Annotated in this window: 25 protein-coding genes; 7 read left to right on the top strand and 18 right to left on the bottom strand. The window is 67.7% G+C overall.

The annotated features are described in order from the left end of the window. Positions 1–143: 143 nt before the first annotated feature. Positions 144–1,781 carry a tetratricopeptide repeat-containing sulfotransferase family protein gene (locus tag Q0D93_RS12250; protein WP_294394736.1) on the bottom strand — a complete coding sequence of 546 codons (1,638 nt, stop codon included), beginning with the start codon at positions 1,779–1,781 and terminating at the stop codon, positions 144–146. Between the two features lie 82 nt (positions 1,782–1,863). On the opposite strand from Q0D93_RS12250, the gene Q0D93_RS12245 reads away from it, so the two are divergent. Beyond that, the gene (locus tag Q0D93_RS12245; protein WP_294394733.1) at positions 1,864–2,124 is read left to right on the top strand and encodes a hypothetical protein; all 261 of its coding nucleotides are present in this window, start codon (positions 1,864–1,866) and stop codon (positions 2,122–2,124) included. A 31-nt stretch (positions 2,125–2,155) separates the two neighbouring features. Here Q0D93_RS12245 and Q0D93_RS12240 read toward each other — a convergent pair whose 3' ends face one another. Both Q0D93_RS12240 and Q0D93_RS12235 read right to left on the bottom strand, forming a co-directional pair. Continuing rightward, positions 2,156–3,328, bottom strand: coding sequence for an aspartyl/asparaginyl beta-hydroxylase domain-containing protein (locus Q0D93_RS12240; RefSeq protein WP_294394732.1), 1,173 nt, complete (start codon positions 3,326–3,328; stop codon positions 2,156–2,158). Beyond that, the gene (locus Q0D93_RS12235; RefSeq protein ID WP_294394729.1) at positions 3,325–4,395 is read right to left on the bottom strand and encodes a hypothetical protein; all 1,071 of its coding nucleotides are present in this window, start codon (positions 4,393–4,395) and stop codon (positions 3,325–3,327) included. The genes Q0D93_RS12240 and Q0D93_RS12235 overlap by 4 nt, the downstream gene beginning before the upstream one ends. A 65-nt stretch (positions 4,396–4,460) precedes the next feature. Here Q0D93_RS12235 and Q0D93_RS12230 point away from each other — a divergent pair, with 65 nt between their 5' ends. Then, positions 4,461–5,744 (top strand): aspartyl/asparaginyl beta-hydroxylase domain-containing protein, encoded by a 1,284-nt coding sequence (locus Q0D93_RS12230; RefSeq protein WP_294394726.1) that lies wholly within the window; start codon positions 4,461–4,463, stop codon positions 5,742–5,744. Positions 5,745–5,755: 11 nt separating this feature from the next. Here Q0D93_RS12230 and ruvB read toward each other — a convergent pair whose 3' ends face one another. From ruvB to Q0D93_RS12200, 6 genes are all read right to left on the bottom strand, one after another. Continuing rightward, a complete protein-coding gene (ruvB, locus tag Q0D93_RS12225; RefSeq protein WP_294394723.1) occupies positions 5,756–6,781 on the bottom strand; it encodes a Holliday junction branch migration DNA helicase RuvB in 1,026 nt (341 codons plus the stop codon). A gap of 215 nt (positions 6,782–6,996) precedes the next feature. After that, positions 6,997–7,593 (bottom strand): Holliday junction branch migration protein RuvA, encoded by a 597-nt coding sequence (gene ruvA / locus Q0D93_RS12220; RefSeq protein ID WP_294394720.1) that lies wholly within the window; start codon positions 7,591–7,593, stop codon positions 6,997–6,999. A 13-nt stretch (positions 7,594–7,606) separates the two neighbouring features. Next, entirely contained in the window at positions 7,607–8,110 is a 504-nt protein-coding gene (ruvC, locus tag Q0D93_RS12215; protein ID WP_294394800.1) for a crossover junction endodeoxyribonuclease RuvC, read from the bottom strand. Further along, positions 8,107–8,850, bottom strand: a complete 744-nt coding sequence (locus tag Q0D93_RS12210) for a YebC/PmpR family DNA-binding transcriptional regulator (RefSeq protein ID WP_294394719.1) — start codon at positions 8,848–8,850, stop codon at positions 8,107–8,109. The genes ruvC and Q0D93_RS12210 overlap by 4 nt, the downstream gene beginning before the upstream one ends. Before the next feature lie 58 nt (positions 8,851–8,908). Beyond that, positions 8,909–9,634 carry a hypothetical protein gene (locus tag Q0D93_RS12205; RefSeq protein ID WP_294394717.1) on the bottom strand — a complete coding sequence of 242 codons (726 nt, stop codon included), beginning with the start codon at positions 9,632–9,634 and terminating at the stop codon, positions 8,909–8,911. Positions 9,635–9,661: 27 nt separating this feature from the next. Then, positions 9,662–9,901, bottom strand: coding sequence for a DUF2312 domain-containing protein (locus Q0D93_RS12200; protein ID WP_294394716.1), 240 nt, complete (start codon positions 9,899–9,901; stop codon positions 9,662–9,664). 122 nt (positions 9,902–10,023) lie between these two features. Between Q0D93_RS12200 and Q0D93_RS12195 the strand changes: the two genes are divergently transcribed. Continuing rightward, complete coding sequence (locus Q0D93_RS12195) at positions 10,024–12,285, top strand: NADP-dependent malic enzyme (RefSeq protein WP_294394714.1); 2,262 nt, start codon at positions 10,024–10,026, stop codon at positions 12,283–12,285. Positions 12,286–12,612: 327 nt separating this feature from the next. On the opposite strand, the gene bamE is transcribed toward Q0D93_RS12195, so the two are convergent. Continuing rightward, a complete protein-coding gene (gene bamE, locus Q0D93_RS12190; protein ID WP_294394711.1) occupies positions 12,613–13,062 on the bottom strand; it encodes an outer membrane protein assembly factor BamE in 450 nt (149 codons plus the stop codon). A gap of 158 nt (positions 13,063–13,220) precedes the next feature. Between bamE and Q0D93_RS12185 the strand changes: the two genes are divergently transcribed. After that, positions 13,221–13,736 (top strand): ubiquinol-cytochrome C chaperone family protein, encoded by a 516-nt coding sequence (locus tag Q0D93_RS12185; RefSeq protein ID WP_294394709.1) that lies wholly within the window; start codon positions 13,221–13,223, stop codon positions 13,734–13,736. After that, positions 13,733–14,254 (top strand): DUF177 domain-containing protein, encoded by a 522-nt coding sequence (locus tag Q0D93_RS12180; RefSeq protein WP_294394707.1) that lies wholly within the window; start codon positions 13,733–13,735, stop codon positions 14,252–14,254. Before Q0D93_RS12185 ends, Q0D93_RS12180 begins: the two co-directional genes overlap by 4 nt. A 51-nt stretch (positions 14,255–14,305) precedes the next feature. Here Q0D93_RS12180 and Q0D93_RS12175 read toward each other — a convergent pair whose 3' ends face one another. The 7 genes from Q0D93_RS12175 to ispH all read right to left on the bottom strand — a co-directional run bounded on the left by Q0D93_RS12175 (position 14,306) and on the right by ispH (position 20,366). Next, positions 14,306–15,013, bottom strand: coding sequence for a glutathione binding-like protein (locus tag Q0D93_RS12175; protein WP_294394704.1), 708 nt, complete (start codon positions 15,011–15,013; stop codon positions 14,306–14,308). Between the two features lie 58 nt (positions 15,014–15,071). Beyond that, positions 15,072–15,632: a single-stranded DNA-binding protein gene (gene ssb, locus Q0D93_RS12170; protein ID WP_294394702.1), complete on the bottom strand. Its 561-nt coding sequence runs from the start codon at positions 15,630–15,632 to the stop codon at positions 15,072–15,074. 16 nt (positions 15,633–15,648) lie between these two features. Beyond that, positions 15,649–17,505 carry a ferrous iron transporter B gene (locus Q0D93_RS12165; protein ID WP_294394697.1) on the bottom strand — a complete coding sequence of 619 codons (1,857 nt, stop codon included), beginning with the start codon at positions 17,503–17,505 and terminating at the stop codon, positions 15,649–15,651. Beyond that, positions 17,502–17,735 (bottom strand): FeoA family protein, encoded by a 234-nt coding sequence (locus tag Q0D93_RS12160; protein WP_294394695.1) that lies wholly within the window; start codon positions 17,733–17,735, stop codon positions 17,502–17,504. The genes Q0D93_RS12165 and Q0D93_RS12160 overlap by 4 nt, the downstream gene beginning before the upstream one ends. 234 nt (positions 17,736–17,969) lie before the next feature. Next, positions 17,970–18,428, bottom strand: coding sequence for a ribonuclease HI (rnhA, locus tag Q0D93_RS12155; protein WP_294394692.1), 459 nt, complete (start codon positions 18,426–18,428; stop codon positions 17,970–17,972). After that, the gene (gene thrB / locus Q0D93_RS12150) at positions 18,425–19,381 is read right to left on the bottom strand and encodes a homoserine kinase (protein ID WP_294394689.1); all 957 of its coding nucleotides are present in this window, start codon (positions 19,379–19,381) and stop codon (positions 18,425–18,427) included. Before thrB ends, rnhA begins: the two co-directional genes overlap by 4 nt. A 19-nt stretch (positions 19,382–19,400) precedes the next feature. Continuing rightward, entirely contained in the window at positions 19,401–20,366 is a 966-nt protein-coding gene (gene ispH / locus Q0D93_RS12145) for a 4-hydroxy-3-methylbut-2-enyl diphosphate reductase (RefSeq protein ID WP_294394686.1), read from the bottom strand. Between the two features lie 105 nt (positions 20,367–20,471). Here ispH and Q0D93_RS12140 point away from each other — a divergent pair, with 105 nt between their 5' ends. After that, on the top strand, positions 20,472–21,113 hold the full coding sequence (locus tag Q0D93_RS12140; RefSeq protein WP_294394683.1) for a hypothetical protein: 642 nt from the start codon (positions 20,472–20,474) through the stop codon (positions 21,111–21,113). A 248-nt stretch (positions 21,114–21,361) separates the two neighbouring features. Here Q0D93_RS12140 and Q0D93_RS12135 read toward each other — a convergent pair whose 3' ends face one another. After that, on the bottom strand, positions 21,362–21,997 hold the full coding sequence (locus Q0D93_RS12135) for a cell wall hydrolase (protein ID WP_294394678.1): 636 nt from the start codon (positions 21,995–21,997) through the stop codon (positions 21,362–21,364). Between the two features lie 416 nt (positions 21,998–22,413). Between Q0D93_RS12135 and Q0D93_RS12130 the strand changes: the two genes are divergently transcribed. After that, positions 22,414–23,544 carry an AI-2E family transporter gene (locus Q0D93_RS12130; protein ID WP_294394797.1) on the top strand — a complete coding sequence of 377 codons (1,131 nt, stop codon included), beginning with the start codon at positions 22,414–22,416 and terminating at the stop codon, positions 23,542–23,544. Positions 23,545–23,667 lie beyond the last annotated feature (123 nt).

Here is a 23,667-nt window from a genome sequence, read left to right as displayed (position 1 = left end):
TCGCGCCAGGGCTCCCCGGTTGCGTGACGTGCCGGTATCGTCTGGCTCTACGATGGGCCTAGATGCGCGCGCCAGGCCGCTTGCGGCTCAGCCAGCGAGCCGCCGAGCTGAACGGAGTGGGGCAGGGCGTTGTCCGGCTGGAATTACGCCTGGTAGCCGAACCGTTCGATCCATGGCTGCAGGATCGGCAAGGCGGGGGCGAGTTCGGCCTCGTAGCGCCGCCATTGCCCGCGTCCGTCATAGAGGCCGCGCCGGACCTGCGTGGCGCTCGCGGTCCGCACCCCGCGCGTCTGGGCGGTGCGATCGAACCGCCGGAACGCCTCGTTCCAGGCGATGCCGATGAAGTCGGCCATGGCGCGCACGGTATCCTCGAAATCCACCACCAGACGGTCGTAGCGGACCTCGTGACAGGCGAGAGGGAGGTGTTCGCGACACGCCTCGGTCAGGGTCATCAGCGCGGCATAATGGCGCGCCGTCTCCTCCAGGTCGCTGAACGACCAGGCGGCGGTGCTGGGGGTGAAGTTGATGCGGAAGCAGCTGAGCACCACGTCGCGCGGATCCCGCCGCATGATCAGGATGCGGGCGTCGGGGAACAGTTGCGCGATGATCGGCAGCTTGATCCCGTTGAACGGGTTCATGTCGACAAAGGTCTTGCCCTCCACCGCGCCCGCCATGGCCTGCACCCGCCGCCAATAGCCTGCGCGCAGGTCGGCCAGCAGCGAGGGGGTGATCGCATCCAGATCCGGCATGGTCCCATCGTTGCGAACCAGCACCTCGTCCGTGTCGGCCAGCGTGTCGCGCTCCTCCAGCGCGACCACGTCGGGGGCGCTGGCCAGCACGTTTTCGACCAGCGTGGTGCCGGAACGGGGATAGCCCAGCAGAAAGACGTGGCGTGCCGCCGCGCCGGGCACGGGCTCGGCGGACGGCGCCGGTGTGGCCGGGGACGCGCGGACCTGTTCTCTGATCCGCTCGACGAAGCGGCGATGAGACGGCCGCTCCGCCGTGGGCGCCAGGGTCGGCGCGTAGAGGAGCCGGAAATTGTGCTGGGCCTCGCGATAGACGGCGAACGCCTCGGCCGTGCGATCCTGCCGGTCCAGCGCGTCGCCCAGCAGGGTCATGGAGCGGGTGCGGTCGTCCCCGCTGACTCCCGCGTCCAGCAGCGTGCGCAGGCGCGCCTCGGCGGCGGCACCGTCGCGCGCCTCCAGGTCGATCGTCGCCAGCGCACAGACGGCGGCGGGCTCGCCCGGGTTGATGACCAGGGCACGCGCGGCCAAGGCCCGGCCCCGGTCGGCGTCGCCCGCCTTCGCGGCGGCATCGGCCAGTTTGCCCCATGCCGGTGCAAGCTGGGTGTCGATCGCAACCGCGCGTTCGTAACTGGTCTGTGCCTGCTTGTCCGAACGTAGCGCCGACAGCGCATAGCCGCGCTCAAGCCAGGCAGCGGCATGGCGGGGTTCTGCCGCGACCACCTGGTCCAGCACCTCCAGCGCCTCCTCCACCCGGCCTTCCTTGCGCAGGACCGTTCCGATCGCGCCCAGCACCAGCACGTCACCGGGGGCGAGCGACAGCGCCTGCCGCAGCAGGAGGTGCGCGCCGGCATAATCACCCGCTTCCTCCCGGCGCCACGCCGCGAGGTTGAGCAGCATCGGATGAACCTGCCCCTTGTCCAGCAACGTCTCCGCAAGCGCGGCCGCCCCGGTGATGTCGTTGCCCGCCAGCGCGCGTTCGACCCGCGCCAGCATGGTCGGATCTATCGTGCGGGCGGCGACGGGCTTGTTCGGCATGTGCTGTATCCGGTCTTGTCTGGCTCTGTCCTTGCGACGAGGTTTGTCGTATCCTGCAACCGCATTTCAAGGGGGTTGATTGATGCTGCGCCTGATCTTTCCTGTCGCCTGCATGCTGGCCATGACGTCGGCGGTGGCGGCTCCGCCCAAGCGTGATGCCAGCGAACGCGCGACCGACAATCAGGACAAGGTGATCTGCAAGCGTTTCACCGAAACCGGGTCGCTGGTGAAGAGCTATCGCACCTGCAAGACCAAGCGGGAGTGGGAAGCGGAAAGGCTGAACGTTCAGGCCCGCAACGGCACGAGTTCCTGTCCGTTCCAGCCCAATGGCGGCGCTTGCTGAGCAAGGCTCCGCGGACACGCCTGCCGCGCGATCAGGCCCCGGCCTGATCGACGGCGGGTGAGGAATACAGCCCGATCGATCGGAACAGCGCGCTGATGCCGGCCTGCTCGCGTGCGGTGAGGTCAGGGCGCCAGATTTCGAACAGCAGCACCACGCGCGTGGCATTGCCGTCGTTCCACGCTTCATGTTCGATCGAATCGTCGAAGATCATCACCCGGTCCTGCTCGACCGGTCGCGTCCGGTTGCCGACCCGCAGGCGGCATCCCGGCGGCACGATCAGGGGCAGGTGACAGATCAGGCGCGTGTTGAGCATGCCGTGATGGGGCGGAATGTGGGTGCCGGGACGCAGCACCGAAAACAGCGCCATGGGCGAATGGCCGTCGATCCGGGCGAGCGGCAGGCGTTCGAGCGTAGTCAGGGTGACGGGGCAAAGGTCGGCATTGGCCGTCACCGGGCGTCCCTGGACGATCAGGTGGAACGCGCTCCACCTGATGTCACCGATCAGGGGGTGCTTCTTGCTCGGCCGGTCGGGCTCGGCCGCGACATAGGGCGTCAGCGCATCCTCGCGGGCGAGCACGTCCTGCAATTCGGCGCGGATCGACGGCGCGGCCTCCTCAAGCGCGCTGACCCACTCAAACTCCTCCCGCTCGAAAAAGGGCCGTTGCGCCAACCCCGGATAGTAGAAGTTGGTCGGTTGCTGCAGCTGCACCTCCGCCCGGCCAGAGAGGATGTCGAGCGCCTCGGTGAAACGCGGCCCCACATCGTCGGGCGCTATTCCCAGATCCTTTAACTGCTGGTCGAGATGCCCTTGAAAGGCGGTTCCGATCTGTCCCACGGCCCGCTGGACACGATCCAGGGCGACGATCAGGTCCTGCGGCAGCGGACCGGCGCGGGGCGCCTGCGTTAGGGCGGCCTGATACCAGCTGACGGCGGCGCGCGGATCGCCGGCGCGCGCGATCAGGTCGCCGCGCATGATCAAGGCGTAAAGGTTGGCCGGCTCCTCCGCCAGCACGCGGTCCAGCGCCCGATGCGCATGGTCGCGATCGTCCAGCAGGAAACAGGCCTGGGCAAGCAGCAAGCGGAGCTGGTGCGACCCGCGCCCGGCCTTGTCGAGGCGGTCGAACGCGTCACGGGCGGTGCGCGCATCGCCGCGCCGCAACGCCGCCACGCCATTGTCGGCAATCGCCTGAAGGTCGAGCGTCATGGATGGGTCCCTTCGAACAGCGGCGCGGCGGATGACAGCGAGACGCCTGCATTGCGGGCCACGATTTCGGCCCAGTGCGCGACTTTGTTGATCTCGTCCATGTGCGTTTCGACGGCCGTGCGATGTTCCTGCTGGCGGTCGGCCACGGCGAAGCCGGCGTCGATCTTGGAATGGCGGGTGAAGGCCGGCCCGTCGACGATCTCGCTGAGATCGGCTTCGGTCACAGGCAGCCGGAACAATGCCGCCAGCGATCGCATCGCCGCCAGGGGATTGCGGGTCAGCGTTTCGCTGTCCAGGGTTCGGACGCGCCCGCCGCCGAATTGCGCGACGAGCCGGTGGAACAACGCCTGTTGTGCCAGCCACCCGACCGCCGCCGCCTGAAGATCGCTGAGGCCGAGATAGTCGCGCGTCGAGAAGCCCAGATCGACCAGATTGTCGTCCAGCAGACCCAACAGCAAGGTGCGGACCCACAATCGTCCGTCCAGATCCTTCTTGGCCACCGACGCCAGGAACACGCGCAACGGGGCGTGGAGCAGCAGTGCCGACGATTGGGGCCGCAGCGTCAACATGGCGGCAGCCAGGCCGTTGACGATGTTGGACGGTTTGACCACCACCGCCTCGCCTGGGCCGAACGGGCGGGCGAGCAGGCCGAGCACATCGTTCAGCACGGTGGCCATGTCCGGGCCGGGATCGCCGCGCCGTCGCCAGCCGACCATGTCGTTCAGGATCACCGGCTCCTTGAGGCCCATCGCCCAGCCCGGCCGGTCGAAGGCGCGCGCCAGCAGGGTGGAGCAGCAGAAGGCCGAGTGGAAGATGAAGTGGATCGGCGCGGGCGGGGCGGCCGCCGCCATCGCATCCGTCCTGCGCACCACCAGCGGCGTCCGGTCGGTGCCGAGATATTCGTCGGTGAGGAAGGTTGCCGTGCGGTGCACGGCGCGGGGCACCGGCAGGAAATGGACCGCATCCTCGCCCGGATCATAACGGTGCGCCAGCCATGCCGCATTGCCGGCCGCGTCCGCGATCGATCCGGGTGCGGGCAAGTTTTCGATGTCACGCCTGCTGTGCATCGGTCATGTTTGACGGGGACGGGGGCGATTCGTCCACTTATCTTGCGCGGAGTATGTCGGGGGGCATGGATCAGGTTGCGGTGGAACAGCGGCTGTTTGCGGCGCGGCAGGCCCAACAGAGCGGGCGGCGGGACGAAGCAAACCGCCTGTTCCGGGAAGTGGTGGACCAAGGCGGGGATCATCCGCTGGCCCTGAACGGGCTGGGGGTGCAGGCGCTCGGCTCGGGGGATGCGGCCGCCGCCGCCGCCCTGTTCCAGCGCGCGATCACGGCCGACGGGCATGCGCCCGAACTATGGCTGAACCTGGCGCGCGCCCATCGCGCGCTGGCGGACGATGCCGCCGAGCGGGCTGCGCTGGAAGGGGCGCTCGCGATCGACCAGCGCCACTTCCTGGCGTTGGTCAGGCTCGCGGAATTGCATCAGCGTCGGGGCGAGGCGGCTGATGCGGCCGAGCGCTGGAGCGGCGTGCTGGCGATCGCGCCGATGGTGGAGCCGCGCACGTCCGCGATCGAGGACATGCTGGCGCAGGCGCGCGCATTCGTGGTGGCCCACAAGGCGGCGTTCGCGTCGGCCATCGACCAGGGCCTGGACGCGACGCGGGCGGGCCTTGCCCCCGGCGAGCGCCGGCGGGTGGATGCCAGCATCGACCATATGCTGGGGCGCAGGCAGATCTACGCCAATCAGTGCCATGGCCTGCACGTCCCGTTCCTCCCCGCCGAGGAATATTTCGAGCGGCATCATTTCCCCTGGCTGGCGGCCATCGAGGGGCGCACCGACGCGATCCGTCGCGAGTTCGAGTCGTTGATGGCGACGGATCAGCCGGGCATCCTGCCTTATGTCTCCATGGCTGCCGGCACGCCGCCCAACAAATGGTCCGCGCTGGACAACAAGCTGGACTGGGGCGCCTTTCACCTGTGGCGGAACGGCAACCGAGACGATGCCGCCTGCGCCCGCTGTCCCGAAACGGCAGCGGCAGCGGAGGCACTGCCGCTGATCGACATACCGGGGCGTGCGCCGACCATCTTCTTCTCCTTGCTCCAGCCCGGCGCGCACCTGCCGGCGCATACCGGCGTCACCAATGCGCGGACCATCATCCACCTGCCGCTGATCGTGCCGGACGGATGCCGGTTCCGCGTCGGCGGCGAAACGCGCCATTGGCGGGAAGGGAAGGCATGGGCGTTCGACGACACGATCGACCATGAAGCGTGGAACGACAGCGACCGTCTGCGCGTGGTGCTGATCTTCGACACCTGGAACCCGTATCTGAGCGAGGCGGAGCGGGCGATGATCCGCGCTTTCTATCGCACCGCCGACGAACAGGGCCTTGATGTGGGCGCGGTGAACGGCTGAGGTGGCCGGCCTCAGCCCTCGAACAGTCCGTTCTGGGTGCCGCTCGGCTGCGGCAGGCCGAGATGGGTCCAGCCGCGTCCGTTGAGACAGCGGCCGCGCGCGGTGCGGGCGACCAGGCCGAGCTGAATCAAATAGGGTTCGATCACCTCCTCGATCGTGTCGCGCGGTTCGCTGAGCCCGGCGGCGAGGGTTTCCACGCCGACGGGACCGCCCTGGTAGATGTCCGCGATCATGTGGAGGTAGCGCCGGTCCATCGCGTCCAGGCCCAGCGCGTCCACCTCCAGCCGGTTGAGCGCGCCATCCGCTGCCTTGGCGTCGACCTGCTCATGGCCGGCGGCATGGGCGAAGTCGCGTACCCGGCGGAGCAGGCGGCCGGCGATGCGCGGGGTTCCGCGGGAGCGGCGGGCGACCTCGGTCGCGCCATCCCGCGTGATCGGCAGGCCGAGCAGGCGGGCGGCGCGCGACACGACGCGCTCCAGTTCCTCCACCGTGTAGAATTGCAGCCGCACGGGGATGCCGAAGCGATCGCGCAGCGGCGTGGTCAGCAATCCCTGGCGGGTAGTGGCGCCGACCAGGGTGAAGCGCGGCAGGTCGATGCGGACGCTGCGGGCGGACGGGCCTTCGCCGATCATGATGTCGAGCGCGCGGTCCTCCATCGCCGGGTAGAGGATTTCCTCCACCGCGGGCGCCAGGCGATGGATTTCGTCCACGAACAGGACGTCGCCTTCCTCAAGGTTGGTGAGCAAGGCTGCCAAATCGCCCGACTTGGCGATCACCGGGCCCGATGTGGCGCGGAAGCCCACGCCCATCTCGCGCGCGACGATCTGCGCCAAAGTCGTCTTGCCGAGGCCGGGCGGGCCGAAGAACAGCACATGGTCGAGCGATTCGCCCCGCGCCTTCGCCGCATGGATGAAGACGCGCAGATTGTCGCGCGCGGCCTGTTGGCCGACGAATTCGTCGAGCGATTTGGGGCGCAGCGCCGCATCGGTATCTTCGGGCGAGCGGGCGGGGGAGAGCAGGCGGTCGGCGTCGGACATGGGCGCTCCGTCTAGTCGCATGGGCCGTCGCGGGCAATTCGGGGCGGCACGCCGTCAATGGAGCGACGTCCCGATCGATCCGGCCCGCGCTCCTGCGAGGGCAGGGCCCCAACCGCTGTGGGATTTACCTGGTGGTTCTGGCTCCTGCGTGCGCAGGAGTACGGTGGTAAAGCACCCTGATGGCACACCACGCTAGATTGAGCGGAGCCCTTGGATCAGGCGCGGGAGGCCTTGCGTAGCGCCAGCCGGACGAGCGCGTCCAGCGTAGCGGCGGGGCCGAGTTCGTCGGCGGCGGCGGCCACGGCGGCCGATGCCTCGGCCGGTCGGAAGCCGAGATTGGCAAGGGCCGAGACCGCATCCGCATCCGCCGATCCCGCCGGGGCGGGCGCGCCGGCCGGACCCAGCGCCACGCCGCCGATCTTGTCCTTCAGCTCCATCGCGATGCGCTGCGCCAGCTTGGGACCGACACCCTGCGCGCGGGCGATCATGGCCTTGTCGCCCTGCGACACCGCCCGCGCCAGTTCCCCCGGTTCGAGCACGGACAGGATCGCCAGCGCCACGCGCCCGCCCACGCCCTGAACCCCCGTCAGCAGCCGGAACCACTCACGCTCCGGCCCCGATCCGAAGCCGAACAGGGTGATCGAATCCTCTCGCACCTGCATCTCGGTGAGCAGCAGTACCTGTCCGCCGACCGCCCCGACCGCGGTCGCGGTGCGGGACGAAACCTGCACCAGATAGCCGACGCCCTGCACATCGAGCACGAGATGGTCCGCGCCCGCTTCCGCCAGCACGCCGTTGAGCCGGGCGATCATGCCAGTCGCGCGATCATGCTTGCGCCACCCGGCGGGACAGTGCGCGTGCGCTGGCAAGATGGTGGGCGTGGGTGATCGCCACCGCCAGCGCGTCGGCCGCATCCGGGCCGGCCAGCTTCACGCCGGGCAACAGCCGCGCGACCATCGCCTGGATCTGCTTCTTGTCAGCCCCACCGGTGCCGACCACCGCCTTCTTGACGATACTGGGATGATATTCGCCGATGCCGACGCCGGACGTGGCGGCGGCGAGCAGCACCACGCCGCGCGCCTGGCCCAGCTTCAGCGTCGACTGCGCGTTGCTGTTGCCCAGCACTTCCTCCACCGCCGCCCCGTCCGGCCGTTCGCGCCGCAACACGTCGGTGAGCGAATCGAACAATAAGGTCAGGCGGCGGGGCAATTGCATGGCGGCATCGGTCCGGATCTGGCCGTTGCCGATGTGCGACAGACGGTTTCCGTCCGCCGCGATCACGCCCCAGCCGGTGGTGCCGAGACCGGGATCAAGGCCGATCAGGATCAGGCGAGCTTCTCCATGACCGCGTCGGGGATTTCGTAATTGCCCCACACGGTCTGCACGTCGTCATCGTCGTCCAGCGTGTCGATCAGCTTCAGGAGGAGTGTGGCCTGCGCCTCGTCCACCTCGACCTGCGTCTGCGGCCGCCAGGCGAGCTTCACGCCCTCCGCCTCGCCCAGCACCGGCTCCAGCGCCTTGGCGACTTCGTGGAGATTCTCGATCTCGGTCCAGATGGAGTGGCCGTCCTCGGTCGATTCCACGTCCTCGGCGCCTGCTTCCAGCGCCGCCTCGAACACCTTTTCCGCATCGCCCGCGCCTGCGGGGTAGGAGATCATGCCGAGCCGGTCGAAGCCATGGCTGACCGATCCGGGCGCGCCCAGGTTGCCGCCATTCTTGGACACGATCGTGCGCACGTTGGTGGCGGTGCGGTTGCGATTGTCGGTCAGCGTCTCGATGATGAGCGCAACGCCCGCCGGGCCGAAGCCTTCGTAGCGGACCTCTTCGTAATTGTCCCCGTCGCCACCGGCCGCCTTGTTGATCGAGCGGTCGATATTGTCCTTGGGCATCCCTTCCTTGCGGGCGGTGATCACCGCCGCGCGCAGGCGCGCGTTCATGTTAGGATCGGGCAGCCCCGAACGCGCCGCGACCGTGATTTCGCGGCTGAGCTTGGAGAAGAGCGCCGAACGCTTCTTATCCTGCGCACCCTTGCGGTGCATGATGTTCTTGAATTTGGAATGGCCCGCCATGGCCTGTGATCTTCCTCTGGTGATGTGGCGGGCGGTCTAGCCGCGCCGCCCGTCCGCTTCAACCGGCCTGGGAAGCGGAGTTGCGGGCGAAGCGCCACCCCACGACCCCCAGAGCGAGCGACAGCAGCAATTGCCACGCCTGGACCAGCCCGTCGAAAATACCCAACAGGATGTGGGCCGGCGCGGACAGCGGCGTGCGCAGCCCGACCAGGGTCAGCGCCAGATGCAGCGCCGCAATCGGCAGCACCAGCACCATGAACGCGAGCGCCAGCGGCGTGGTGATCGCCCGCTGTCCGCGCCACAGCGGGCCGAGCGCGGCGAACGGCTCGCCCACCGCCAAGGCGGTGTGCCACGCCGCCAGCCGGATGGTCAGCAGGCCGACGAGCGCGATCGCCAGCAGCCCGCCGAGCCATTCCGCCGCGAGCGTCGGATGCGGGCCGGTCATGATCGCGCCCAGCCGCGTGGCGAGCCCGACCCCGATCAGCAGGATCATCTGCAGCAGCGCCAGCCGCCAGAAAGCGATCGTCACCGAAAGCGGCCCCGGCGTGTCCGTCAGCCGTCGCAGCAGGGCATAGACAAGCCAGAACACCAGCGCGATGCGCAGCAGCACGGCCAGCAGGAAGGCTGCCCCCGGCGGCGTCCCCGCGGCGGGCACGGCGGCGAAGTCGATCAGGTTGGTGCCAACCGTCACCGCCAGCAGGATCAGCCAGCCGCTTTTGTCCAGCGAGACGGCGGTCGCAAGCGTCGCCCGTCTGATCCCGATGCTGGTGGGTGCCGTCGCCACGCCTGCCATCCCCTCCGCCGCTTATGCTTATGACAGGCCGAGCGCCGCCTTGTAGGTATCGAGCAGCGCCTCCGCCTCGTCGCGGGCGTGCTTTTCCATCCTGCGCAGGCGGACGATCGACTTCATCGTCTTGGTGTCATAGCCCTGGCTCTTGGCCTCGTTGTAGACGTCACGAATGTCGTCGGCCATGCCCTTCTTCTCTTCCTCCAGGCGCTCGACGCGTTCGATGAAGAGGCGCAACTGCTCGGCTGCGATCGTATCCGACATATGGGTTCCCCGGTGATTCTATGAAGCGGGCGGACTAGCGGCAAGCATCGGCGGTCCGCAATGGGGTGACGCGGAGGCTTTCGGGGATTAGGTAAACCGTAACACGACAAGAAAGGCGCAGGGTGGCCGAAGGCAGCAACGTCCAGTTTTCCGAACGCGAGGCGCTCGATTTCCATGCATCCGGCCGGCCGGGCAAGATCGAGATCATCGCGTCGAAGCCCATGGCGACCCAGCGCGACCTGAGTCTCGCTTATTCGCCGGGGGTGGCGGTGCCGGTGCGCGCCATCGCGGCGGATCCCGCCGCTGCGTTCGATTATACCGCCAAGGGCAATCTGGTCGCCGTCATCTCGAACGGCACCGCGATCCTGGGCCTCGGCAATCTGGGCGCGCTCGCCTCCAAGCCGGTGATGGAAGGCAAGGCGGTGCTGTTCAAGCGGTTCGCCGACGTCGATTCGATCGACCTGGAACTGGCGACGGAGGATGTGGACGCCTTCTGCAACGCGGTGGCTTTGCTGGAGCCGAGCTTCGGCGGCATCAACCTTGAGGATATCAAGGCGCCGGAATGCTTCGTGATCGAGCAGACGCTGCGCGAACGCATGAACATCCCGGTGATGCATGACGACCAGCACGGCACCGCGATCATCACCGCCGCCGGCCTGATCAACGCCTGCTACCTGACGGGCCGCCAGCTGAAGGACATCAATGTCGTGGTGAACGGCGCGGGCGCGGCCGCGATCGCCTGCACCGAACTGATCAAGGCGATGGGCGTGTCGCCCGACAAGGTCATCATGTGCGACCTGGGCGGCGTCATCTACAAGGGCCGCGCCGAGAAGATGGACCAATGGAAGTCGGCCCATGCCGCCGACACCGACAAGCGCACGCTGATGGACGCGATCGAGGGGGCGGACGTGTTCCTCGGCCTGTCCGCGGCCGGCGCGCTGAAGTCGGAAATGGTTGCGCGGATGGCCCCGCGCCCGATCATCTTCGCCATGGCCAATCCCGATCCGGAGATCACGCCGCCCGAGGCGAAGGCGGCGCGTCCTGACGCCATCGTCGCCACCGGTCGTTCGGATTACCCGAACCAGGTCAACAACGTCCTGGGTTTCCCCTTCATCTTCCGTGGCGCGCTGGATGTGCGCGCGACCACGATCAACGACGAGATGAAGATCGCCGCGGCGCAGGCGCTCGCCAAGCTGGCGCGGCAGCAGGTGCCGGAGGAAGTGGCGGCGGCCTATGGCGGCACGCCCCATTTCGGCGAGGATTACATCATCCCGGCGCCGTTCGATCCGCGCCTGATGGAGGAGGTGCCGGCGGCGGTCGCGGCGGCGGCGATGCGCAGCGGCGTGGCGCGCCGGCCGATCGAGGACATGGTCGCCTATCGCGACAGCCTCAAGGGCCGCCTCAATCCCACCACCTCCGTGCTCGCCATGGCGCACAGCAATGCGCGCGCCAATCCGAAGCGGGTGGTTTTCGCCGAAGCGGAAGAGGAAGTGGTGCTGCGCGCCGCCATCGCCTTCAAGGAAGGCGGTTACGGCACGCCGGTGCTGGTCGGCCGCGACGAGGTGCCGGACAAGCTGCGCGAACTGGGCGTGGACGACCCGTCCGAGTACGAACTGCACAACAGCCGCCATTCGCCGCTGGTCCCGGAGATGGTCGACTTCCTCTACAATCGCCTGCAGCGGCGCGGCTACCTCCGCCGCGAGATCGAGGCGATGGTCAATCAGGATCGCAACATCTTCGGCGCGATGCTGCTCCAGCTCGGCCAGGCCGACGCGATGCTCAGCGGCATCACCCGCACCTATGGCAAGACGCTGCGCCAGATCCGCCGCGTGATCGACCCGATCGAGGGGCGCCGGCCGTGTGGCATCCACATCATCGTCGGCCAGCGCCATACGGTGTTCATGGCCGATACGATGGTTACCGAACGGCCGAGCCCCAAGGAACTGGTCGCCATCGCCGAGCATACGGCGGCCGTGGCGCGGCGGATGGGGCATGAGCCGCGCGTCGCGTTCCTGTCCTACTCGACCTTCGGCAATCCTCCGGGCGAGTGGATCGACAATGTCCGCGATGCCGTGACCCTGCTCGACGAGCGCGATCCGGGCTTCGAATATGAGGGCGAAATGGCGCCGGACGTGGCGCTCAATCCGCAGCTGAAGAAGAATTATCCCTTCAGTCGCCTGTCCGGCCCGGCCAACGTGCTGATCATGCCAGGGCTTCAATCGGCCAACATCTCGGCCAAGCTGCTGCGCGAGGTCGGCGGGGATTCGGTGATCGGCCCGATGCTGGTCGGCATGGAAAAGCCGGTCCAGATCGCCACCATGACCGCCACCGCGTCCGAACTTCTGACGCTGGCGATCCTGGCCGGCGCGGACATCGCCCGATGAAGTGAACGGGTCTCCGTGCGAGCGGGAACCCGATCTTGTCGTGCCGTGTGTCGGCAGGCACCGCGCGGCCGGTTACGCATGCGCAGCAAGCGATCTCGCGGCACAATCCCTAATGTTGAGGGGCCGGCGGTGGACTCTACGTGGTTCGGAGTCCGCTATGACCCCTCCCGCTCAAGCCGAAACATCGTCGTGCTCCCGTCCTCGCGGGAGCACAAGGGGGGCTGGACGTCGCCTGCATCTACCCTGTTGAACGTGCGTGCAGGCAGCAGCACATCGTTCGGCGGGGATCGGAGCGGACGGCCGTCATGGCCCTCCGCCGCGGCGTGCTTACCGGTTGGGATTGTCCGCCGTCGGACCCTGCTGGCTGGCGCCCGATGCGGTGATGTTGCCGAACAGCTCGGCCAGGAAACCGCGATCGCTGCCGCGCACCGGCGTGCGCTTGCCGTAGAGGTTGACGTCCCGCACCGTTTCAAGCCCGGTCTTCTGCACCGAGGCGACCTCGCCATTGGGGGCGAAGCGCACCGTCAGCAGGACCTGCGCAACGGGCTGCGGCGTGCTGAACGCCAACTGCCGCGTATCCCGCGACACATAATACCAGGCAGCACCGCCATCCCATTCGCTGGCGAAGCTGGGCCGGCCCAGCGTCTTGGACACCGAGTCGCGATTGTCGACGCCGGCGGCGACGCTGTTCACCAGCGTCGTATCCACCACATAGCCCTTGTGATCGCGCACGCGGTTGCAGCCGGACAGAGCGACAGCGACGGTCAGCAACGCCACAGACGCGATCCGTGCGCGCTTCGATGATGCTGCCATGTTCCGTATCGCTCCGACGCTGTGCCAAACCCGTATCGCGTCGGGATTGCAACCGGACGCCGGCCCCTCAATATGCGCGTGCGCCCGGCCCGGCAAGCGGGCGGGTGGCGGAGATGCGGTGAATGGCGATGGGGTGGGGGCGTCTGTTCGGCGGAAAGCGGCGTGAGGCGCTGGTGCCGCTCTACCGCGCCGTTGCCGCCGCGGCGCGCAGCCCGACATGGTATGGCGAAGGCGGCGTGCCGGACACGCTGGACGGCCGCTTCGACATGGTGGTCGCGATGCTCAGCCTAGTCCTGCTGCGACTGGAGGCCGAGGGGGATGCGGGACGCGCGCCGTCCGCCTACCTGACCGAATTGTTCGTCCACGACATGGACGGGCAACTGCGCCAGTCCGGCATTGGCGACATCGTGGTCGGCAAGCATGTCGGGCGGATGGTGGCGGCGCTGGGCGGTCGGCTGGGTGCCCTGCGGCAGGCATTTGCCGACGGCGACCTGGACGAGGCGATCGCGCGCAACATCTATCGCGGCGCGGCCGTTTTGCCGGAGCAACAGGCGGTGGTGCGGCAGGGATTGATCGCAACGAAGGAGGGGCTGGATGCGCAGTCCCTTGAACGGCTTATGAGTGGAACATTGACATGACGACGACACCGGAATTCGCGCGCCCCTATCGGCTGGACACGATCGGCGATGCGCCGCGCACCGTCGAGATTGCGGCCGAGCCCGATGAAGCGGGGCGTCTGGCCGAGCGGTTCGGCCTGATCGCCCTCGACCGGCTTGCCGCCTCGGCCGAACTGGCGCGCGAGGGCGATGTGGTGACCGCCAGCGGCCGGATTCAGGCGGACGCGGTGCAGCCCTGCGTCGCCAGCGGGGAGCCTGTGCCGGCGCATATCGACCAGCCCTTCACGTTGCGGTTCGTGCCGAGCGGCAATGCCTCGCCGGATCAGGAGGTGGAGCTGGCCGAGGGCGATCTCGACACGCTGACCTATGAAAGCGGGGCGGTCGATCTGGGCGAAGCGGTGGCGCAGACGCTCGCGCTGGCGCTGGACCCTTTCCCCCGCGCACCCGACGCCGACGAGGCGCTGCGCGAGGCGGGTGTGGTCAGCGAGCAGGACATGAGCCCGTTCGCGGCGCTGAAGGCGCTCAAGACCAAGCTTTGAGCGGCCGAGCGATGCGGCGGGTCCAGCCGCACCATCGCCGCCGTCGATGTCCTATTCCGGGCGCTGCGGAATGTGGAGCCCGCGCGCGACGGCGGGGCGGGCCAGGGCCCGCTCCAGCCAGGCCGGCACGGCGCGCAGGCTGGCATAATCGACCAGCCCGCCTGCCTCGTAGAAGCCGTCAATGGTACGGACCCAGCCGATCAGGGCGATGTCGGCGATGGTGAAATCGTCGCCCATGATCCAGTCACGGTCCGCCAGTCGCCCCTCCAGAACGCCCAACAGGCGCTTTGCTTCAGCCACGTAGCGGTCGCGCGGCCGTTTATCCTCATAGTCGCGGCCGGCGAATTTGTGAAAGAAGCCGAGCTGGCCGAACATCGGCCCGATCGCGCCCATCTGGAAGAAGACCCACTGGATCGTCTCGATCCGCTTTGCCGGGTCCGCGGGCAGTAACATGCCGGTCTTTTCCGCAAGATAGAGCAGGATCGCACCCGACTCGAACAGCGCCAAAGGATGGCCGCCCGGACCATCCGGATCGATGATCGCCGGGATCTTGCCATTGGGGTTCAACGACAGAAAGTCCGGCGTCCACGTCTCGTTGGCGCCGATGTCGATGAAGTGCGGCTCGTAGGGCAGGCCGATCTCCTCCAGCGCGATCGACACCTTCACCCCGTTGGGCGTGGGCGTCGAATAAAGCTGGAGGCACTCCGGATGCTGTGCCGGCCAGCGGCGCGTGATCGGGAAAGCGGACAGATCGGCCATGACATGCGGCTCCTACGCGGATGGCGGGTCAGTGATTGCGCGACGGCAGGCTGCGCTTTCAGAACGGCACGTCGTCGTCCAGATCGCTGTCGAACGGCTGCGGCTTGCTGCCGCCGCCGCGATTGCCGCCGCCGAAGCCGCCACCACCGCCCCCGAACTTGTCGCCGCCGGACCCGCCGCCGCCATAGGAACCACCGAAGCCGCCGCCACCGCCGCCACCGCGCTCTTCATCGCCCCAGCCGCCGCCGCTGCCGCCGCCTTCGCCCTCGCGCCGGTCGAGCAGCACCAGCACGGCGTTGAAGCCCTGCAGCACGATCTCCGTCGAATAGCGGTCCTGGCCCGACTGGTCCTGCCATTTGCGGGTCTGCAACTGGCCCTCGATATAGACCTTGCTGCCCTTGCGCAGGTACCGTTCGGCCGTGTTGGCAAGGCCTTCGCCGAACACCTTCACCGTATGCCATTCGGTCTTGTCGCGGCGCTCGCCGGAGGTGCGATCCTTCCACGATTCGGAGGTGGCGATGCGCATCTCCACCACCTTGCCGCCATTCTGGAAGCTGCGCGACTCGGGGTCGCGCCCCAGATTGCCGACGAGGATCACCTTGTTGACGCTGCCGGCCATGTTCTTTTCCCGTTTCTTAAAGTCGGAGCGCGGTGGCTACCCAAAATGTGGCCCCGGCCGCAAGCCATGCCAGCGCGAATAGATAGGTCAGGGTGAAGGCGGGCCAGAGCCAGCCGTTGGTTTCGCGGCGGATCACGGCGATGGTCGACAGGCATTGTGGCGCGAACACGAACCACATCAGGAAGGCGAGCGCGGTCGGCAGCGACCATGCGCCCTGTAGCCGCTGGGCCAGGCGATGCTCGCCCGCTTGCTCATCGTCGCCGGCATCGATCGAGTAGACCGTCTGGAGTGCGGACACCGCCACCTCGCGCGCGGCCATGGCCGGGATGATGGCCAGCGCCATGTCGTGACCGAAGCCGATCGGCTGCACAATCGGGTGGAGCCCGCTCGCGATCCGGCCGGCGATCGAATATTCGCTCTGCTTCAGCCCGCTGCCCTCCGGCACCTGCGGATAGCTGGTGAGCAGCCACAAGGCGGCGGTGACGCCCAGGATGATCGTGCCGGCGCGGCGCAGGAAGACGTAGGCGCGCTGCCACAGCCCGATCGCCACGTCGCGCCACACGGGCAGCTGATATTTGGGCAGCTCCATCATGAAGCTGCTGCCCCCACCACGCGCCACCGTCCGCCGCAGCACCGCCGCCGCCAGCATCGCACCCAAGATTCCGGTGATATAGAGGCCGAACAGCACCAGCCCTTGCAGGCCGATGCCCGGGCCAACCGTGCGCGCCGGGATGAAGGCGCCGATGATGACGGCATAGACCGGCAGCCGCGCCGAGCAGGTCATCAGCGGCGCGATCAGGATCGTCGTCAGCCGGTCCTTGGGATCGTCGATCGAGCGGGTCGCCATGATGCCGGGAATGGCGCAGGCGAAGGAGGAGAGGAGGGGGATGAAGGCGCGGCCCGACAGGCCCACCCCCGCCATCAGCCGGTCCATCAGGAAGGCGGCCCGGACCATGTAGCCGGACGCCTCCAGCAGCAGGATGAAGAAGAACAGGATCAGGATCAGCGGCAGGAACGCCACCACCTGGCCCACGCCGTTGATCACCCCTTCGACCAGCAGCGACCGGAGGAAGCCGTCCGGCAAGGTCTTCACGGCGAGATCGGCCAGCCATGTCTGGAGCGAGGCGAGCCACTCGATCGGCGCCTCGCTCCACGAAAACACCGCCTGGAACATGATGAACATCAGTCCGGCGAGCAGCACCGGCCCGACCACGGGATGGAGCGCGACCCGGTCGAACCGTTGCGTCCAGGTGCGCACGCCGTGGCGTTCGGTGGTGACGGCGGCGGCGATCGCACGCGCGCGCCGTTGCAGGTAAAGCGTGTCGCCCGACGATGGCGGCTGGATCGCCTTGCCCCCGCCGTCGACCGCGCGGCCAAGCGCCGCGCGCAAGTCGTCCAGCCCGCGGCGGCGCACCGCGACCGTGGAGATGACCGGCACGCCCAGCTCCGCCGACAGCCGCGCCGTATCGATCTCCAGCCCGTCGCGCTCGGCCATGTCGACCATGTTGAGCGCGACGATGGTGGGCAGGCCCAGCGCCACCAGCTGCAGGGCGAAGCGCAGGTGATTGTCGAGGTTGGTGGCGTCCATCACCACCACCAGCGCCGACGGCGTCCGTTCGCCGGCCTGCCGCCCGAACAGGACGTCGCGCGTAACCTGTTCGTCGGGACTGGACGGATCGAGGCTGTAGGTGCCGGGCAGGTCGACCAGCTCCACCGGCCGGCCGTCGTCCAGCGCCAGGCGGCCGGACTTTCGCTCCACCGTCACGCCGGGATAATTGCCGACCTTCTGGCGCGCGCCGGTCAGCGCATTGAACAGCGCCGACTTGCCGGCATTGGGATTGCCGACCAGCGCCACCATGGGCGCAGGGTTCATGCCGGCTCTACGGTGACGGCCGTGGCCAGCGCGCTGCGGATGGCGACGGTCATCCGCCCTACCTTGCAGGCGAGCGGCCCGCGCATCGCCCCCCGGTGCAACGGTTGGATCGCTACCCCGTCATCGAAGCCCAGCTCGCGCAAGCGCCGCGCAGCCTGCGGCGACAGCGCATCCCAATCGATCGCCGCGATGCGCGAAGCGGTGCCGAGGGGAAGCTGATCTAGGCGCACGGGGCGAATGTCCTGGGCTTTAGTTGAGATACGTTATCAATAAGCCTCGGCCGCGCTTTGCACAAGGCGCTTCATCATATGTGCCGCTTTTGGAACCGCGCGACTCCCGGCCCGTTGATAGGCTGTTCATCGGTAGCGTAGTGCTCGCATTCGCCCCCTCATTCCGACCGTTGGTTACCTAAAAGGAGTGCCCACGGTTGGGGGAGGGGGCGGATAAGCGCCGCGCTGGCGCCCTCAGCGGGAGGAACCGCGCCCGGCCGTGACGGCGGCGTCACTCGCGAGCCGGTCTGCGCGTTCGTTTTCCGGGTGGCCGGCATGGCCCTTGACCCAGGTCCAGTCGATCCGGTGCGGGGCGGCGGCGGCGATCAGTTCCTGCCACAAATCGGCATTCTTGACCGGTTGCTTGGCGGCGGTCAGCCAGCCGTTGCGCTGCCAGCCCTTCAGCCACTTGGTCAGCCCGTCCATCACATAGCGGCTGTCGGTGGAGAGCCGCACGCGACACGGGCGCTTCAGCGCGCGCAGGCCCTGAATCGCGGCGCTCAATTCCATGCGATTATTGGTGGTATGCGCGTCGCCGCCGGACAATTCCTTCTCCGTCGTGCCAGAGCGGATCACCACGCCCCAGCCGCCCGGACCGGGATTGCCCTTGCACGCGCCGTCCGTCGCCATCTCTACGTCAGGTAAGTCGTTCATCCGAACAGCTGAGGGCCCATTTCCCGGTAGAAGGCAAGCCGCCGCGTGTAGGCGAGCGGGTCCTTGCGCGTGACCAGGGCATCCGCGGGCGTGTTCAGCCAGTCCCATGCGCGCGTCAGGGCGAAGCGGATGCAGGCGCCCATGGCGAGCACGGGCAGCTGCGCCCGATCCTGCGGCGTCAGCCCGAAGGCGTCGGCATAGCCGTCCAGCAAAGCGCGGCCGACCGCCGGGTCGTGGGTCGTCCCGGTCGGGTCGAACGACCAGGCGCTGTGCATGATGGCAAGGTCGTAAAGGCGCAGGTCGGTGCAGGCGAAATAGAAGTCGATCAGTCCCGACACGTCGTCGCCCAGCATCAGCACATTGTCGGGAAACAGGTCGGCATGGATGATCGTGCGGGGTCCGCCATTGTCCCAACGCGCCAGCACATGGTCCAACGCCGATGAAAGCTCGCCATGGAGCGCGGGGTCGATCGCGTCGAGATCGCGGCCGCAGCGGTCGAGCAGGGGGCACCAGCTTGCGACGCCGAGCGCATTGGGCCGGTCGAGGTTCGTGCCGGCCAGCGCCGCGTGCATCCGCCCCATCGCCGCCCCGGCCGAGCGGGCCTGGGCGACCGTGGGCGTGGTGACGGACACGCCGGGCAGGAATTCGATCAGACAGGCCGGGCGACCCGCCACCTCCTGTATCTGCCGCCCCGAGCGATCGCGGATCGCGCGCGGGACGGGCAGGCCGGCGTCCGCCAGCTGATCGAGCAAGTGCAGGAAGAAGGGCAAATCGGCCGCATCCACCCGTTTCTCATACAAGGTCAGGATGAAGCGGGCACAGTCGGTATCGACCAGGTAATTGCTGTTCTCGACCCCCTCGGCAATGCCCTTGGCCGACACCAGTCGGCCGGCATCGTAGCGGCCGAGCAGGTCGGCCAGCGCCTCCGCGGAGACGTGGGTATAGACGGCCATGCTGCGTCCGCCCGGATCGTCAGGCGACTTCCAGCGCGCGCGGCAGCTTGAAGGTCATCAGCTCGATCGCACCCGCGATCTCGCGTTCCGACACGTCGAACCGCTCCTGGAGCTTCTCGACCAGGCCGCGCACCAGCCGCTCCGGCGCCGACGCGCCCGCAGTCAGTCCGAGCGTCCGAACACCGGCGAGCCACGCGAAATCCAGTTCGCTCGCATCCTGGATCAGCTTGGCGCGCGTGCCCGCCCGCTCCGCCACCTCGGCCAGACGGACCGAGTTGGAGCTGTTGGGCGCGCCGATCACGATCAGGGCATCGCATTGCGGGGCAATGTCCTTCACCGCAGCCTGACGGTTGGAGGTGGCGTAGCAGATGTCCTCGCCATGCGGTGCCCGGATCGACGGGAAACGGCGCTGCAGGGCAGCGACGATCGCGGCGGTGTCGTCCACCGACAGCGTCGTCTGGGTCAGGAAGGCGAGATTGCCGGGATCGGCCGGCATGATGCGCTCGGCATCCTCGATCGTCTCGACCAGCGTCATCGCGCCTTCGGGCACCTGGCCCAAAGTGCCGATCACCTCGGGATGGCCGCGATGGCCGATGAACAGGATATGGCGCCCATTGTCCACCAGCCGTTCGGCCTGGCGATGCACCTTGCTGACCAGCGGGCAGGTGGCGTCCAGAAACTCCAGCCCGCGTTCGCTGGCCTGCGCCGGCACGACCTTGGGCACGCCATGCGCCGAAAACACGACCGGCACGCCGTCGGGCACCTCGTCCAGTTCCTCCACAAAGACTGCGCCCTTGGAGCGCAGATCCTCGATCACGTGGCGGTTGTGGACGATTTCGTGGCGGACATAGACCGGCGCGCCGAATCGCTCGATCGCCAGTTCGACGATGCGGATAGCGCGGTCGACGCCGGCGCAGAATCCCCGTGGCGCTGCGATCAGCAGGTCCAAGGGAGGCTTGGGGGTGGGGGCGGTGGCTCCGTCCATCGCATGGCGCTTACGCGATTGCTTGCCGCAGCGAAAGGCGCTTCCTATGATCGTGCGACATGACGCCGCTCGTCGGCGCTCTCCTACGTCTGTCGAGGTCCGTTCGTGAACCGTTCGCTGCTGCTCTCCGCAACTGCCCTTTCGCTCCTGCTGGTGGGCTGCGGCGACAAGAACAAGTTGGACAATACGCTGGGCCTGCCGGTGGTGCGCTCCACCTGTCCGGCGGTTGCCGTCGCCGCTTATACGGGCGACATCAGTGTCTTCAGCCCGCCGCAAAGCCAGGATGCGCGCGCGCTGGACGTGATGGCCAGCATAACCAACCTGCGCACGACCTGCGACGAGACAGGCAACGTTGTCCACGCCACCGCGACCTTCGACGTGGAGGCGCGCCGCGCCAGCCACTTCGGCACGCGAGAGGTGGTGCTGCCCTATTTTGCGACCGTGCTGCGCGGCGGATCGCGCATCATGTCCAAGCAGCAGGGCCGCGTGCTGGTCCGCTTCGCGGAGGGGCAGACCCGCGCGACCGCGACCGCGACCGCCGCGGCGGATGTGCAGAAGTCTCTCGCCGCCTTGCCGTCGATCGTTCAAGAACGACTGCGCCGCAAGCGCAAGGCCACCGATGCCGATGCGTCGATCGATCCGCTGGCCGACCCCAAGGTCAAGGCCGCGATCAACGAGGCCAATTTCGAGCTGGTGGTCGGCTTCCAGCTTACCGAAGGCCAACTCGCCTACAACGCCACGCGCTAAGGCCTGTCGCCGGCGGGACGCTCTTCGCCGCGCGCGCCGGCGGGGGCTCCACCGGTGATAGGTCCACCGGTGACACAGTTAAATGCACGCGAACACGGGCTCCTGTGCTCCTGCGCAAGCGTGAGCACGGGAGAGCAAGCAGCGCCCGTCCGGTTCTTGTTCCCGTCATCGAGCGGGGTTCCGGCACGACCGGATGATGTGCCCGGAAAAACGTCCGGCCGGATCAATCCGCCGCCGGACGAACCACCTCAGCGGTAGAAAACGTGCGCGCCGACCGAGGCGATGCGCTTGCGCCCGCGGAAAAAGCCGTTGGAGCGCGCATAATTGGCGCGAAAGAACATGGCGCCGGGAGCGATGGCGTCGGCCTCGCCGCCCAACACGTACTCGGCTACGTTCATCGCATCCGCCCAGCGATCGCTGTCGCGGCTTGGATTGTAGCCGGAGAGATTGAAAAACTGGCCCGGCTGGTTGGCGACGTCGCAGATGCTGTCGCCGAAGCGGCCATCCCTGAGGCGGTTCACCAGCGTCTGCGCCACCGCGATCTTGCCGTCGCGGGACTGGTTGCCGGCTTCGTGCAACACAACCTTGGCCATGCAGATGCGTGCCGTCTGGTCCGACGCCGCCGGTGCGGTGATTGCTGCCTGGCGGGGTTCGGCCGCGGCGGGTTCATCGGGCTGGCCGAGGTCCACCGTCTGCACCGCCGGCGTCAATGTCGCCTGCATGCTCTGGCCGCCACTTTGCGGCGCGGTGCTGTCGAGATCATAGGTAAGGGTAGGGGCCGCGACGATTTCCGCAGCGGACCCGGCCGATGCGTGGAACGTCAAGACCGCGAGGAGGGCGACGCCGGTCCCCGAGGAAAGCGTGGCAAGACGCTTGGACAGCATAATGGCTCATACACATGCGCAAAGCCGCCGATCGTCGCGGAACACAAAGCGACGGTGGCAAGTTTCACGTCTTGTCGGCAGGACTTGATACGCATGTCCTAAGCGACCGTGTTGGTGCGTCGTGGATCCTCCCTATCGGGCCAGAGGTCAAACAACCCACGACGAACCGTTTGTCTCACGCGGCGACCCGAGCGGCTCCTTGTTGCAGTGCAGCAATGCCAGAGAGTGGTAAATATGCTCTAAACGGCTGACTTTACACAAAAGCGTAATGATTTGTCCGCGTGAGCGGGGACAGGCTACGGCATCACGTAAGTGGGCGCGTATCGGCCGAATCGATTCGCTGGAGGGCAGAGTTGGAAGAGCGGCCAGGCACGTCCCTTTGGCAGACGTTTTTCGCCGCGCGCGGGGCCGAGGCGCTGCGGCGCGACCGCCTGCTGGCGGCCATCGCCTTGTTCACCGGCCTGGGGCTGCTGATGGCGCTGCCGTTTGCGCTGCAACTGGGCGCGGCCTTCTTTCTTCCCGTCACCGCCGCGCTGGTTATCGCCATCGCGCTGGTGCCCATGCTGGAATGGTTCGAGCGGCGGCGGGTGCCGTCCCCGCTGGCGGCGTTTCTGTGCATCACCCTGTTTCTCGGCTGCGCCAATATCGCGATCGCGGCGATCATCGTGCCGGCGGCGGGCTGGTTCGCGCTGCTGCCCGAACGGATCAGCCGCATCCGCCACAATCTGCGGCCCCTGCTGGATGTCTATCAAAGCCTGGATCGCTTCATCAGCAACACGTCCGCCACCTTCATGCGCGGCGGCGGCCACGGCCGGGTGGTGCGGGTGGAGACGCCCAATTCGCTGCTGGACGTGGTGGCGAGTTCCGCGCCCATCGCCATCCTGGAAATGTTCTTCGCGCTGCTGGTGGTGTATTTCTTCCTGTCCGGCTGGACGCGGATGCGCCGCAATACCATCACCAGCCGGGGCAGCTTTTCGAGCGCGATGACGACCGCCCGCGTGATCCAGGAGATGGTGGATTCGACCTCCGCCTATCTCGCCACCATCACGCTGATCAACATCGCCCTGGGCCTGCTGGTGGCGCTGGCCTTGTGGTTCATCGGTCTGCCGGACCCGTTGATGTGGGGCGGGATCGTCGCCCTGTTCAACTACATGCCCTATCTCGGCCCGATCATGGCCGGGATGCTGCTGGCGCTGGGCGGGCTGATGGTGTTCCGCGATGCCTGGTACGCAATCTTTCCCGTGCTGGTGTTCACCGGGTGCCACCTGATCGAATCGAACATCATCACGCCGGCGCTGGTCGGGCGGCGGCTGACGATCAATCCCTTGCTGATCCTGGTGTCGCTCAGCTTCTGGGGCTGGGTGTGGGGACCGGTGGGCGCGCTGCTGGCGGTGCCGATCCTGATCATCATCCGCACCGTGCTGGACGCCGCGGGCACGCCGGACATTGCCGGCTTCCTGTTCGAGGAGGGCACGCTGACCGGCCGCCTGCCCGAAAATGCGCAAGGCAGTGTAAAAGATGTGAAAGAAAGCGGTGAGAGCGGTTGACAGCACCGGCCGGCCCCTATAGTCGGCCGCTCACCGCAGGGAACAATCCAAGCGGGTGTAGCTCAGTTGGTTAGAGCGCCGGCCTGTCACGCCGGAGGTCGCGGGTTCGAGCCCCGTCACTCG

Source organism: uncultured Sphingomonas sp. (genome assembly GCF_934560975.1).
In the GTDB taxonomy this organism is placed as follows: Bacteria; Pseudomonadota; Alphaproteobacteria; order Sphingomonadales; family Sphingomonadaceae; genus Sphingomonas_I.
The sequence above is the reverse complement of the archived record's forward strand: the minus strand, read 5'-3'. Positions and strand labels throughout refer to the sequence as shown.